Consider the following 12,790-nt stretch of genomic DNA (forward strand, 5'->3'; position numbering starts at 1 on the left):
CTGCAGCGATTGGCCGGGCTCCAGCAGGATTGCGGCCGCGACCTCATCCTCTCCCAATTCCGACGGCAGCGGATAGACCGCGCAGGCGGCGACCGCCGAATGAGACTGGATGGTCTGCTCGACCTCCCATGAGGACACGTTCTCGCCGCGCCTGCGGATCGAATCCTTCATGCGGTCGATGAAGCGATAATGCCCGTCCGCATCCCGGACGACGCGGTCACCCGAGTGGAACCACAGGTTCCGCCACGCCTCGACCGTCTTCTCCGGCATGCCGAAATAACCGGTCGCGAACGCAAAGGGCTCGAGGGCTCGCAGCACCAGCTCACCCGCCTGCCCGTCAGGAAGCGCTGCATCATCCGCATCGACGATCCTCGCCTCGACGCCGTCAGCCAGATATCCCATCGTCCCCGGACGATCCGACGGGATCGGTCCGGCGAACACGAAATTGGTCTCGGTCGACCCGTAGCCATCGACCAGCGGCACGCCAAACCGCTCGAGGAACGGCCGGTGGATCTGCGGCGGCACACCGCCGCCGAGCGCGACGCGAAGCTGATGCGCTGAATCATCCGCGCTCCCCGGCTGCGCCAAAAGCATCGATGCCATGGCGCCAAGCAGATAGCCCACGGTCGCATTGTGTCGACGCGCCGTCGCCCAGAAGCCCGACGCCGAAAATTTCGGCTCCAGCACATAGGTGCAGCCGTTCAGGACGGCCTGATAGAACGCATTCAGCGCGTTGGTGTGGAACAGCGGCAGCGTGGTGAACAGCACGTCGCCATCGCGGATGCCCAGCGCCCGCGCCGAGTAGACGCCCCACCAGAACAATTGCGCCTGCGGACAGCACACGCCCTTGGCCGGTCCGGTGGTGCCGGACGTGTAGAGGATCGCGACGGTGTCGCCGGGGCGCACGGCTCCGGCCGGGGCTTTGGCTGCAAGGTCCGGCAACGGCACCGACGAGACCTTCACCTCACTCGTTTCGGCGACAGGCCCGATGGTCCACGTCCGGGACGGCAGCTCGACGTCCCCGTCGACCGTCCCGATCGCGGCGAGAAGCGCGGCCTCGATGACGAGGAGCGCTGGACGCGAATTGCGGAAGATATGGGACAGCTGGAATCCGCGCAGCGCCGTGTTGATCGGCACCACGATCGCGCCGAGCCAGGCGCAACCGAGATAGACCTGAAGAAACTCCGGTCGGTTGGAGCACATCAGCGCGACCCGGTCGCCGGGCCCGATCCCGGCGTCGGCAAGCGTTTGTGCAGACGCCGCCGCGATCGCCGCGGTCTGCGCGTAGGTCCAGCGCGTCTCGCCCGACGCGAGCAGGACGCGATCACCGTAGCGCATGGCCTGCCGTCTGAGGATGGTCGAGAGAATCCGGTCCGGCGACGGAAACAGCTCGACCGCCCGCGCCCAGGCCGGCGCCACGCCGCCCTCCCCGACTACGACACCGGCCTTTGCCTGCACGTTGCGCTCCGTCACATCCGCCTCGCTCAGGGCAGCAGCTTGTATTTTCCGTCCTCGATCTGGACCATGATGCGCGAACGACCATCGACGCCGTGCCGATCCGCCGATGTGTAGGTATAGACGCCTTGCGTCCCGACGACTTCTTTGGTCGTGAACAGCGCCTCGCGCAGCGCGGTGCGGAATTCCGGCGAACCAGGCTTGGCGCCGGTCGCCATCGCGCGCTTGGCCGCATCGACGAAGACCAGCCAGCCGTCGAAGGAATAGGACGAGAACGAATCCGTCGGCGTCTCGCCGTTCGCCTTCTCGAAGGCTGTCCGAAAATCCAGGGCGACCTTCTGGATCGGATTGCTGGCCGGAAGCTGCTCGGCCGCGGTCACCGGCCCGGTCGGGCAGATGATGCCATTGGCGGCCTTGCCGGCAAGACGGAGGAAATCGGCGCTGATCAGCCCGTGATTGCCGTACAGCGGTCCCTTGTATCCGCGCTCGGACAAGGCGATGACCGGCAGCGCGCCGGGCGTTCCGGTGCCGCCGAGCATGATGGCGTCGGGGCGTGCGGCGAGCGCGCGCAACACCTGGGCCGTCACCGACGAATCGGATCGTGCGTATCGTTCGTTCGCAATGACCTTGATGTCGGCCGTCTTCGCACTTTGCTCGAGCGAGTTGTACATGAGGTCGCCGAACGCGTCGGAGAAGCCGATGAACGCGACAGTCTTCAGGCCCCGCGCCTTCATGTGATCGACGATGCCCTGCACGAGAAGCGGCGTCGGCTGCGGCGTCTGCACCACCCAGGGCCCGCCATCGCCGGCCGGCACCGGCGCGATCGGGGACACCGCGATCATCGGAATCTTCATCTCGATCGCGGCGGTCGCCATCGCCAGCGTCTGTGGCGCACCGGAGGTACCGATGAGAACATCGACCTTCTCCTGCTCGACGAGCTTGCGGGCGTTGCGCGCCGACGCCGTCGGATCGGAGCCGTCGTCAAGCTGGATGACCCGCAGCTTCTCGCCGCCGATCTCTCCGAGATAGGCCTGGCCCGCCGCGATCCCCTTCGCGTTCGGAATTCCGATCGACGACACCGGCCCGCTGAGGCCGGTGACGAATCCGACCAGGATTTCCGCCTGCGCATTGTTCGATACGGCAACGAGCAACGCGGTGGAGGCCAGCAGGCTCTTGATCAAGTTCATGGCACCTGTCTTTCGTGAGGATTTCTTGTTCTGATGGGCAAGCGCCATGCGTTCGTTCAGGTTGACGAGACCAGCGCGATGACACGAAGCGGACTGCCGGAACCGTTCTGGATCTTCAGTGGCGAAGCCACGATGATGGCTCCGGTGGCGGGAAGCTGATCCAGATTGCAAAGACATTGCAGGCCGTAGCGGCCGGCGCCGTGCAGGAAGTGATGCGCCGGATAAGGCGGCTCGAAATGCCCGGCCTGCCCCGCATCGGTGCCGATGGTCTCGGTGCCGAAGCCAATGATGCCGCGCTCTTCGACCAGCCATTTCATGACGGCTGGGTTCGGGCCCGGCGTATGCGCGCCGTCGTCCCTGAGATTGGAATAGTCGCGCCAGCCCTTCTTCGACCAGTCGGTCCGCAACAGGACCCAGGTCCGCTCGGGAATCCGGCCGTGCTTCGCTTCCCAGGCTTCGACCAGCGGGACCGTCAGCAGGAAGTCGGGATCCTGCGCCGCCTGCGTCGAACAGTCGATCACGCAGGCCGGCGCGATCATGTCCTTGGCCGGCATGGTGTCGACGGCATTGTTGGGCAGGTTCTTGCCGGTGAACCAGTGAATCGGCGCATCGAAATGCGTGCCGGTGTGTTCCCCGAACGTGACATTGTTCCAGTACCAGGCGGGGCCGCGACTGTCATATCGCGAGATTTCCTGGATGCGGACCGGGGCCGCCTGGCCGAATTCCGGCGGCAGCACGATGACCGGAAAATCCGGACTGAGCGTAAAGGTCAGATCGACGACGCGCACCGCGCCGGAAGAAATCGCACCCGCCAGTTCCAGGAGATTCTTGCTTTGCATCGTCACGTCCTCCGGCTTGGTTGAAATCCACGTTTCACCTGTCGAGCTCACGCTCGAGCGCTTTCGGATTGGCCGCGAGACGCTGCCGGATTTCCTCGGCGACATCTCCGACATACATCTCTTCGAGCCCGCCCCTCAGCCCCGACACGATCGCCTGGGCGATGGCGCGCGGCGCCACTTTCGGCGGCGGCACGGTCTGGAACCACTCGGTGTCAACGGGCCCGGTGAACAGGTTCATCACCTTGACGCCGCCGGGGCGCAGTTCGGCGCGAAGACAGTGCGACAATGACAGGCACGCGGCCTGCGAGGCCGAGTAAGCGCCGAAGGCGGGCCAGTTTGCGAGCGCATAGACCGACAGGACGTTGACCCATGCGACGCTGTTGTTGATGCCGTCGGCGCCGCGCATCCGCATGGCGGGCCCAAAGGCCTGCGCGAGATTGATGAAGCCGAGGTAGGCCTGATCGATCTCGTCCCGCGCGATGCTCGTGCCCCTGCGGTCGAGCAGGCCGCCCGGCCGCACATATTCGCTGCTGTTCACCAGGATATCCACCTTGCCGCCGATGTCGGCGGCGAGATCGGCGGCCGATTTTTCATCGGCGGCGTCGAGAGTCACGACCTCGATGCCCTCCTGCCCGCGCAGCAGCTCTTCGCCGGCAAATGGCCTCCACGGCTCGGATACCCCGACGAAGACGATTTTCGCGCCGGCGGCCTTCAACGCGGCGACGGCTTCCTGGCCGACCACGCTACGGCCGTTGGTGACGAGCGCCCGCCTGAACTTCGGATCGGCCGTCATTTCCCGCCACTGCCTGTCGTCTGCCATATTGGGAGTCTCCTCCTCAGGTCGGGCAAAGGCCACCGCCTGACCGCTCTTGTCGAGTTGAAACGACATGCTGACCGCTCCGCCCTCGACGCAATCGGCGTGCAGATGCGTCACGATCGTCGGGCCGCAATCCATCTTGACGAGACCGATGCGCCACGGTGCGCGTTCGCGAAAATAGACATCGCTCGGCACCCGCGCCGTCGTCTCGGCGAGAAGCGTGCCCCGCCGCGGCGCGTCGACGAATGCGAGCCCCGATGACAGGCAGGACGGACAAGCCTCCCGCGCCGGATAAGCGAAGGTGCCGCAGGCTTCGCAGCGCTGCAGCACGAAGCGGCCCTCGGCGGCCGCCCGTGTAAACCCGTGTGACGTTCGGCTCCGCGGCCTCGGCGGCGACGCGGGAAGCCGCGTCCGCAGCAGCGGGTTCTTGCGCCGGGGCGGCTTGATCGGCTCGATCATCGCGAAGGCCCTGCAAAGATCGCGGCGCCCGAGGCGAGACCGCGGTCATAATTGATCATACCGAAGCCCGAGGCCAAACCGAGGCTCGCGTTCTTCACCTGGGTCGGACCCGCGGTTCCCAGGACCTGCCGCAGCCCCTCGACAAGACCGAGATAGGCACCGGCGGCGCCGGCCTGTCCGACCGAGAGCTGTCCGCCCGACGTGTTGTGCGGAAAGTCGCCGTCAATCGTCAGATCGTGCTGGCGCACGAATTCCGCGCCCTCACCCTTCTTGCAGAAGCCGAGATCCTCGAACTGCATCATCGTGATCACGGGATAGTCGTCATAGGTCTGCACGATGTCGAGATCGTCAGGCTTCACGCCGGCCATCGCATAGAGCTCGCCGATATCCATCGCCCAGCCGCCGCGCACCTGCATGGGGTCGTCGGCAAAGGCATTGTGCCGCTCGATCGTGGACAGCAGCCTCGCCGCCGGCAAGCCGAGCGACGCCGCGGTCTCGTCGCGCATCACCAGGAAAGCTTCCGCGCCGGCACAGGGCATCACGCAGTCGAACAGGTGGATCGGGTCGGAAATCGGCCGGGCCGCGAGATACTGCTCGAGCGTCAACGGCGTCTTCATCAGGGCGTGCGGATTGCGCAGCGCGTTGGTGCGCTGGGCGACCGCGATCCTGCCGACATCCTCGCGCGTGACGCCGAAGGTCCGCATATAGTTGCGGGCAATCAGCGCGAAACTCGAATTGGCTCCGCCCGCACCGTAGGGATAAACGGCGTCCTGGTTGAACCGCGAAAAATTTTCGAGCGTCAGGCGAAAGGAATCGACGTGGTTGGTATCGCCGGCCACGCAGGCGACGATGTCGGCGTCATGGGCCTGAACCGCGCGCGCCGCCTTGCGCAAGGCCGCGACGGCGCTGGCGCCGCCGAGCGGGATCGTGTCGAGCCACCGGACACAGAGCCCGAAATGCTGCGTCAGTCCGATGCCGCTGTCGGTCCCCATGGTGAAGCTGGAGACGCAGAGACCGTCGATGTCGGCGGCCTTGATGCCGGTCTGCGCGACCAGCGCACTGAGTGCGCGGCCAATCCACCACTGCGCACTCTCGACGGAGTAGCGCACATAGGGAATCGTGACGGGAGCTGCCATCACGACGCCGTCGTACGGTGTGCGCTGGGAATTCTTCACTGGTCGGCCACCTCAGATCACCGTCAGCTTGACTTCGATATTGCCACGCGTCGCGTTCGAATAGGGACAACGCTCGTGCGCACCGGCAACCACCTCCTCCGCAACCGACGTCTCGATCCCGGGCAGGCTGACCTTCAGTTCGACAGCGAGCGCATATCCGACGGGAACCGGCCCCATGGCAACCTTCGCGGTCACGGAGGGTTCGGCGGACGGCACGACCTTCCGGGTCCGCGCCACGAGCTTGAGCGCACCAAGGAAGCACGCAGCATAGCCCGCCGCAAAGAGCTGCTCCGGATTGGTCCCCTCGCCGCCGGGGCCGCCCATCGATTTCGGCAAGGACAGCGACACCGACAGCAGGCCGTCGGCGCTTGCCGCCTTGCCGTCCCGGCCTCCCGTCGCGGTCACTTCGGTCTCATAGAGGATCTTCTCGGGCGTCATCATCTCTCGCTCTCCAGACTGGTCACGCGGCCCGCCCTAACGCTTGTTGCGGGCGAGCAGCGCGCGGAAATCGCTGCGCGCCAGTTCGCTGGCGCGCTTGAAGCTCGGCCCACGGCTGGGCTCGGTGCCGTTCAGCCGCCTGAGCTGAACCCACATCTCGGCATTCTTCAGCGCGACGGCCGCGCAATTGATCACGGGCGCATGCCCGACCTTCAGACCGTGCTCCCGCCCAATCAGGAGGCCGGGCAGAACACCGGCAGGGATCACGACATCGGCGCCGTGCTCAACGAGCGGCAGTGCGCAGGCGACAAAATCCTTGATCATACGGGCCTGCGCGGCCTGATCGCCTGCGAATGCACTCGCGAAATCCTCGGGCTTGCAGCCGAGACCCGTCACGTGAACGACGCGATCGCCGAGGCCGTACCGCTCGGCCTGCTCGTAGTGCCAGACCTCGAAAACCGGGTCGAGCGTCACGAGACCGAGGCGCCGGCCAAGCTGCGATGCGGCAAGCAAGGTTGCCTCGCCGGTCCCGATCACGGGAATATCGAGCGTCGAGCGAAGCTCGTAGAGACCAGGATCCTGGAAGTGCCCCATCACGAAGGCGTCGTACCCGCTCTCCTCGGCCGCGATGCCGTTGTCGATGGCCTGCACCGCGCAGCGGAGTTCGGCGAGCCGGCCGAACTCGCGGTCCGGCGGCGAAATGCCCTCGACATGAACCGTCGTGCCAGGCGCCGCGATAGTGTTGAGGTACTCGGACAGGAGCGCCATGTAGGGCGCGTTCACGCTCGCATCGACGAAGCTCTGCCAGAAGATGCGCATCGTCCTGCTCCTCGAACGGGCATGGGAGGATCGGTCGTCGGCGGCCGACCAATATATTTCAACCATAAACTAATTCACCCGTCAAATGGGCGCGGCGGCTGCAGCAAAGAGCGTCACCGGACGATTGCGGGCGCCCCCATTCCTGGGAGCAAATGGGTCCCGGAAATCCGTAAGACTGACGGAATTGTATGCAACGACATTTTTTCTGACAGCCCCATGACACGTGTTGACGGCTCCACCGAAAATACTTTAGGCTTTAAATAATCCTCCACCGGCCCGAGCCGATGGCCAAGACAATGATGTTGCAGGACGCCGATTTTGAGAGACTCGATCGCGTGGACATTCGTCGGGCTTGGACAGCCGGCAGCAGCATCGCCGGTCGCGCATCGCGACCGCGCCAACGACCTTTCATCCCTGCAAGAGACGGCCTCCGGCATCCGCCGAACAGCCCGGCATTCGAGCGGTCAGCGTCGCCATGGCTGCTGACGCCCGGCCCAGCCAATCCGTCGTCATCGCGCCCGGGTCGGGCGCCGCAGCTTCGCTTTCGATCGGTTCGTTCGCAACGGGACGCCCTTGTCCCAGCATCCACGCCCTGCTCCCAAGGAGGAAAACGCACATGCGCAAGACTCTGAGCTTACTCGCCCTTACCGCCAGCATTCTGGCGGCGCCGGCTGCGCGAGCCGACATTACCATCGGCTTCGTGACGTCGCTCAGCGGCAACGGCTCGTCGATCGGCATTCCCTATGGGCGGGGCATCAACGCGGCCTATGAATACAAGAAGACCATCAACGGCGAGACCATCCGCCTGATCCAGCTCGACGACGGCTCCGATCCGTCGGCCGCGACGCGCAACGCGCGCAAGCTGGTGGAAGAGGAGAAGGTCGACCTCCTGATCGGCACCGCGACGGCGCCCTCGACCATTGCCATGGCGGCGGTCGCGAGCGAGCTCAAGGTGCCGATGATCGCGGTCTCGCCGATCGGCAAGCTCCCGGAATCGCCGGAGCAGTGGGCCGTCTCGGTGCCGCAGCCGGCCTCTCTCCTCGTCAAGATCGTCGCCGACCGCATGAAGCGCGACGGTATGAAGAACATCGGCTATATCGGCTTCTCCGATGCCTGGGGCGACCTCGTCTATAACGGCGCCAAGGCTGCCGAGCCCATCGACGACATCAAGGTGCAGACCAACGAGCGCTACGCCCGCACTGACACGTCGGTGACCGCACAGATCCTTAAAGTGATGGCCGCGCGTCCCGACGCGGTGCTGATCGGCGGCTCGGGCACCCAGGGCGCGCTGCCTCTCCTCACCCTCTCCGAGCGCGGGTTCAAGGGAAACACCTACGGCACGGTGGCGCTGGTCAATCCGGACTTCGTCAACGTCGGCGGCAAATCGGCCGATGGAATTCAGGTCTCCGCGGGTCCCGTGATCGTCGCCGAACAGCTTCCCGACGAGCACTTCGCCAAGAAGCTCGCGCTGGATTTTCGCAGCGTCTACCAGAAGACCCACAACATTCCGACCACCGACGGTTTCTCGGCCTATTCCTTCGACGCCTGGCTGATCTTCGCCAACGCCGCCGAGCGCGCCCTGAAGACCGCAAAGCCCGGCACAGCCGAATTCCGCACGGCGCTCAGGGACGCCATCCTCAGCACCAAGGAGCTGCCCGGCGTGCACGCCGTCTACAACTTCAAGCCAGGCGCGGTGACCGGGGTCGACGAGCGCTCGCTCGTCGTCGTGCGCCTGACCGGCGGCGCCTGGAAGTACGCGCCGTAGCCGGGAAGCGACGGGCTGGCAGTCAGAACGGGGGAACGGCGTCTCAATGACGAGCGACATCGCAGCCATCCTTGCGATCGACGGGATCGCCACCGGCGCAGTCTATGCGCTGGTGGCGATCGGGACCGTCCTCATCTTCACGGTGACGCGGGTCATCTTCATTCCATTTGGCGACATCGCCGCGTTCACGGCACTGACGCTCGCAGCCCTCGATGCGAAGCGGTTTCCCGGGACCGGCTCGCTGGTCGTGGTGCTGGCCTGCCTCGCCACCCTGATCGAGATCCTCTCGCTCATCCGCGCCGGCGAACTGCGGCTGCTGCCGCGTGCACTTCTCTTCTATCTCGTGCTTCCACTGGCCGTGGTTGGCGCCGCCTGGCTGACGATGCGCATCGAGCCGCCCCTCGCGGTCAGGCTCGTGCTCGCGCTGATGCTGATCACGCCCATTTCCCCGCTGCTGGATCGGATCGTCTTCCGCCCGATTGCCGACGGATCGGTGCTGCTGCTCCTGACGGTCTCGGTCGCACTGCATTTCGCGCTGGTTGGTCTCGGCCTGCTGTTTTTCGGTCCGGAAGGCGTCCGAACCGAGCCGCTGACATCGTTCTCGACGGAACTCGCCGGCGTCCTGATCTCGGGCCAGACCATGCTGATCGTGATCGCCGCGCTCGTCTTCAGCGGCCTGCTCTATCTCTTCTTCGACTTCACGCTGGTCGGCAAATCGCTGCGCGCCACCGCCGTCAACCGGACCGGATCGCGGCTGATGGGGATCCGGCCGGCGCGCGCCGGCACGATCGCTTATCTCCTCGGGTCGCTGATGGCAGGCGTGTCGGGAATCCTGATCGCGCCGGTCAACACCGTATTCTACGATTCCGGCTTCCTGATCGGCCTCAAGGCCTTCGTCGGCGCCATCGTCGGCGGCATGACCAGCTATCCCGGCGCCGCGATCGGCGCCGTGGGCGTCGGCATCCTCGAAAGCTTCGCATCCTTCGAGAGCAGTGCACTGAAGGACGTCATCGTGTTCTCGCTTCTGATCCCGATCCTGATCTGGCGGTCGCTCGCCTCGCTGCATTCCGAGGAGGAGATCGAGGAATGACGCGCTTCCATGTTCAGCTTGCCGCGATCGCCGCGGTGGTGTGCCTCGCGCTCGCGCCCTTCGTCCTCAGCCCGTTCAGCATCACGCTGATGAACTACATCGGCATCTATTCGCTCGTCGCCATCGGGCTGGCGCTGCTCACCGGCGTCGGCGGCATCGTGTCGTTCGGACAGGCGGCCTTCGTCGGCATCGCCGCCTATGCGACCGCCTGGGTCTCCGCCCTGAACGGGCATTCGCCCTGGCTCGGCCTCGTGCTCGGAGTGGCGCTGACCTGCGCCGTCGCGGCCATCCTCGGCGTCGTCACCTTGCGGCTTCAGGGCCATTTCCTCTCGCTTTCCACCGTCGCCTGGGGCCTCGCGATCGGCTTCCTGTTCGGCAATGTCGAGGGGCTCGGCCGCTTCAACGGCATCTCGTCGATTCCGCCGATCAGCTTCGGCTCGCTCGCGCTGATCTCCAGCTCCCAGATCTATTTCCTGATCTGGGGAATCGTCGCCGCCGTGCTCCTGCTCGGCTACAACCTGCTGGACTCCCGGCTCGGCCGCGCCATGCGCGCGCTGCGCGGCGGCAACACGCTGGTCGAAAGCCTCGGCATCAATGCTTTCCGGATCAAGCTCGTGACCTTCGTGATCGCGGCCTTCCTGGCCTCGCTCTCAGGGTGGCTCTACGCGCATATGAGCCGCTTCATCAGCCCGGGCCCGTTCGATGCCGGCATGGGCATCGAATATCTGATGATGTCGATGGTCGGCGGCGCCGGCAGCCTTCTCGGCGGTGTCGTCGGCGCCGCGGTCGTCACGCTGCTCAAGAACAGTGTGCAGGACTATCTGCCGCTGATCGCCAAGGGCGCCTCCGGGCAGCTCGAGATCGTCGCCTTCTCCGCGCTGTTCATCCTGTTCCTGCAATGGGCGCGGCAGGGCATTGTGCCGTTTGTTGCGCGCTATCTGCCGAAGATACGGCGCGAGCGCCCGCAACCGGCGCCGCCCCTGCCCCGCCGCGCGCAACCGGCGCCGGGCGAGCTGCTTCTGAAGGTCGAAGGCGCCGAGCGCCGGTTCGGCGGCCTGGTCGCCGTCAACAATGTCAGCTTCGAGGTGCGGTCCGGCGAGATCCTTGCCGTGATCGGCCCGAATGGTGCCGGCAAGAGCACGATGTTCAACTGCCTGACCGGCGCGCTCCGGGTCAACAAGGGCGAGATCGTCTTTGCGGGACGCCCCATCACGCGTGACGCGCAGTCCCGCATCGCCAAGGCCGGGATCGCCCGGACCTTCCAGCACGTCAAGCTCAGACCGCGCATGAACCTGCTTGAGAACGTCATGCTCGGCACCTACGCCCGCACCAGCACGGGGCTATTTGCCGGCGCCCTCCGTCTCAACCGGCACGAGGAAGCCAGCACGCGGCACGAGGCGCTGATGCAGCTCGAGCGCGTCGGGCTCGGCGACAAGCCGTTCGAGCTCGCCGGCAATTTGCCGCTCGGCAATCAACGCATCCTGGAGATCGCGCGTGCGCTGGCCGCGGACCCGACCCTGCTCGTGCTCGACGAGCCGGCGGCGGGCCTGCGCCGCCAGGAGAAGCTGCGGCTTGCGGAACTGCTGCGGGCGCTGCGGTCCGACAATTTGACCATCCTGATCGTCGAGCACGACATGGAGTTCGTGATGTCGCTGGTCAACCGTATCGTGGTGCTCGATTTCGGATCCAAGCTCTGCGAGGGCGCGCCAGCTGCGATCCGCAGCGACGAGCGGGTTCAAGAGGCTTATCTGGGAGGCGTCGCATGACCTCGATGTTCTCCATGACCGACGTGACCGTCTGCTACGACAATGTCGAGGCGGTCCGCAACGTGTCGCTGTCGGTCGAGGAAGGCCAGATCGTGACCGTGATCGGCCCGAACGGCGCCGGCAAGACCACGCTGCTGATGGCCGCCATCGGGCTGCTCGCGTCGCGCGGCCGCATGGTGTTTCAGGGCAACGACATCGGGAAGATTTCCGTCGAGGACCGCGTCGAGCGCAGGCTGTGCCTGGTCCCGGAAAAGCGCGAGCTGTTCTCCGACATGTCGGTGGCCGACAACCTGCTGCTCGGCTCCTACAGCCTGCGCGACCGCTCCGGCGTGCAGAAGACGCTCGACGAGGTCTATGATCGCTTTCCCCGCCTGAAGGAGCGGCAGCGCCAGGCCGCAGGCACCCTCTCCGGCGGCGAGCGCCAGATGCTCGCGCTTGGACGCGCGCTGATGGCCAAGCCGAAGCTGCTCATGCTGGACGAACCCAGCCTCGGCCTCGCGCCGCTGATCGTGCGCGAGATCTTTCGCACCATCGCGTCGCTGCGCGATCTCGGCGTCTCGATCCTGCTGGTCGAGCAGAACGCCCGCGCCGCGCTGGAGACGGCCGATTACGGCTATGTGCTCGAGACCGGCGAGGTGGTGCAGTCAGGCCCCGCCAAGGATCTCATCCACGACCCCAGGCTGATCACGGCCTATCTTGGCGGCCACTAAGACCGGCTTGGATCAGGCGCGGCGAGCCTCACAACAAAAAAATCGACAAACAACCCCATGCACAGTAGCCGGTGAACAGCGATATCAATGGCTTAGCACCCGGCAATTGCGGATTTTACGAAATAAACTTGATCCGTCGGGCAAAACAGTGGCACAATGCCATCATCGCCGCTTTGAATTCGGATCGCCTGACCGCTCGCAACTCTTCCGTCAGACGGAGGTGACGCCGCACTTCATCTCAAGTACATGAAGGCAGTTGCGCGCATTACC

At 65.5% G+C, this 12,790-nt stretch carries 11 protein-coding genes; 4 read left to right on the plus strand and 7 right to left on the minus strand.

All coding sequences use genetic code 11. From position 1 onward, the window contains the following. The 7 genes from ACXJMY_RS36945 to ACXJMY_RS36975 all read right to left on the minus strand — a co-directional run. Positions 1-1,473: ATP-dependent acyl-CoA ligase (locus tag ACXJMY_RS36945; RefSeq protein ID WP_456624275.1), on the minus strand; the 1,473-nt coding region annotated here is incomplete at its 3' end. 11 nt (positions 1,474-1,484) lie between these two features. Further along, positions 1,485-2,642, minus strand: a complete 1,158-nt coding sequence (locus tag ACXJMY_RS36950; protein ID WP_456624276.1) for an ABC transporter substrate-binding protein — start codon at positions 2,640-2,642, stop codon at positions 1,485-1,487. A 56-nt stretch (positions 2,643-2,698) separates the two neighbouring features. Beyond that, positions 2,699-3,481: a cyclase family protein gene (locus tag ACXJMY_RS36955; protein WP_456624277.1), complete on the minus strand. Its 783-nt coding sequence runs from the start codon at positions 3,479-3,481 to the stop codon at positions 2,699-2,701. Between the two features lie 34 nt (positions 3,482-3,515). Next, positions 3,516-4,757, minus strand: coding sequence for an SDR family NAD(P)-dependent oxidoreductase (locus tag ACXJMY_RS36960; protein ID WP_456624278.1), 1,242 nt, complete (start codon positions 4,755-4,757; stop codon positions 3,516-3,518). Next, positions 4,754-5,932 carry a thiolase family protein gene (locus ACXJMY_RS36965; protein WP_456624279.1) on the minus strand — a complete coding sequence of 393 codons (1,179 nt, stop codon included), beginning with the start codon at positions 5,930-5,932 and terminating at the stop codon, positions 4,754-4,756. Before ACXJMY_RS36965 ends, ACXJMY_RS36960 begins: the two co-directional genes overlap by 4 nt. Before the next feature lie 12 nt (positions 5,933-5,944). Further along, positions 5,945-6,373, minus strand: coding sequence for an organic hydroperoxide resistance protein (locus ACXJMY_RS36970; RefSeq protein WP_456624280.1), 429 nt, complete (start codon positions 6,371-6,373; stop codon positions 5,945-5,947). Between the two features lie 33 nt (positions 6,374-6,406). Further along, on the minus strand, positions 6,407-7,189 hold the full coding sequence (locus tag ACXJMY_RS36975; RefSeq protein WP_456624281.1) for an aspartate/glutamate racemase family protein: 783 nt from the start codon (positions 7,187-7,189) through the stop codon (positions 6,407-6,409). 616 nt (positions 7,190-7,805) lie between these two features. Between ACXJMY_RS36975 and ACXJMY_RS36980 the strand changes: the two genes are divergently transcribed. From ACXJMY_RS36980 to ACXJMY_RS36995, 4 genes are read left to right on the plus strand one after another with little or no spacing between them, the layout of a single operon-like run. Then, entirely contained in the window at positions 7,806-8,954 is a 1,149-nt protein-coding gene (locus ACXJMY_RS36980) for an ABC transporter substrate-binding protein (protein ID WP_456624282.1), read from the plus strand. 46 nt (positions 8,955-9,000) lie between these two features. After that, positions 9,001-10,044 (plus strand): branched-chain amino acid ABC transporter permease, encoded by a 1,044-nt coding sequence (locus tag ACXJMY_RS36985; RefSeq protein ID WP_456624283.1) that lies wholly within the window; start codon positions 9,001-9,003, stop codon positions 10,042-10,044. After that, the gene (locus tag ACXJMY_RS36990; RefSeq protein WP_456624284.1) at positions 10,041-11,810 is read left to right on the plus strand and encodes a branched-chain amino acid ABC transporter ATP-binding protein/permease; all 1,770 of its coding nucleotides are present in this window, start codon (positions 10,041-10,043) and stop codon (positions 11,808-11,810) included. Before ACXJMY_RS36985 ends, ACXJMY_RS36990 begins: the two co-directional genes overlap by 4 nt. After that, a complete protein-coding gene (locus tag ACXJMY_RS36995; RefSeq protein ID WP_456624285.1) occupies positions 11,807-12,520 on the plus strand; it encodes an ABC transporter ATP-binding protein in 714 nt (237 codons plus the stop codon). Before ACXJMY_RS36990 ends, ACXJMY_RS36995 begins: the two co-directional genes overlap by 4 nt. The last annotated feature ends 270 nt before the right edge of the window (positions 12,521-12,790 follow it).

The sequence above is a fragment of the Bradyrhizobium sp. P5_C12 genome, from assembly GCF_054049735.1.

What these genes read in the sequence shown, in the direction of transcription:
- ACXJMY_RS36955 (WP_456624277.1), bottom strand. Translation starts at nt 3,481, where the DNA reads ATGCAAAGCAAGAATCTCCTGGAACTGGCGGGTGCGATTTCTTCCGGC.
- ACXJMY_RS36970 (WP_456624280.1), bottom strand. Translation starts at nt 6,373, where the DNA reads ATGATGACGCCCGAGAAGATCCTCTATGAGACCGAAGTGACCGCGACG.
- ACXJMY_RS36990 (WP_456624284.1), top strand. Translation starts at nt 10,041, where the DNA reads ATGACGCGCTTCCATGTTCAGCTTGCCGCGATCGCCGCGGTGGTGTGC.
- ACXJMY_RS36985 (WP_456624283.1), top strand. Translation starts at nt 9,001, where the DNA reads ATGACGAGCGACATCGCAGCCATCCTTGCGATCGACGGGATCGCCACC.
- ACXJMY_RS36960 (WP_456624278.1), bottom strand. Translation starts at nt 4,757, where the DNA reads ATGATCGAGCCGATCAAGCCGCCCCGGCGCAAGAACCCGCTGCTGCGG.
- ACXJMY_RS36995 (WP_456624285.1), top strand. Translation starts at nt 11,807, where the DNA reads ATGACCTCGATGTTCTCCATGACCGACGTGACCGTCTGCTACGACAAT.
- ACXJMY_RS36975 (WP_456624281.1), bottom strand. Translation starts at nt 7,189, where the DNA reads ATGCGCATCTTCTGGCAGAGCTTCGTCGATGCGAGCGTGAACGCGCCC.
- ACXJMY_RS36950 (WP_456624276.1), bottom strand. Translation starts at nt 2,642, where the DNA reads ATGAACTTGATCAAGAGCCTGCTGGCCTCCACCGCGTTGCTCGTTGCC.
- ACXJMY_RS36980 (WP_456624282.1), top strand. Translation starts at nt 7,806, where the DNA reads ATGCGCAAGACTCTGAGCTTACTCGCCCTTACCGCCAGCATTCTGGCG.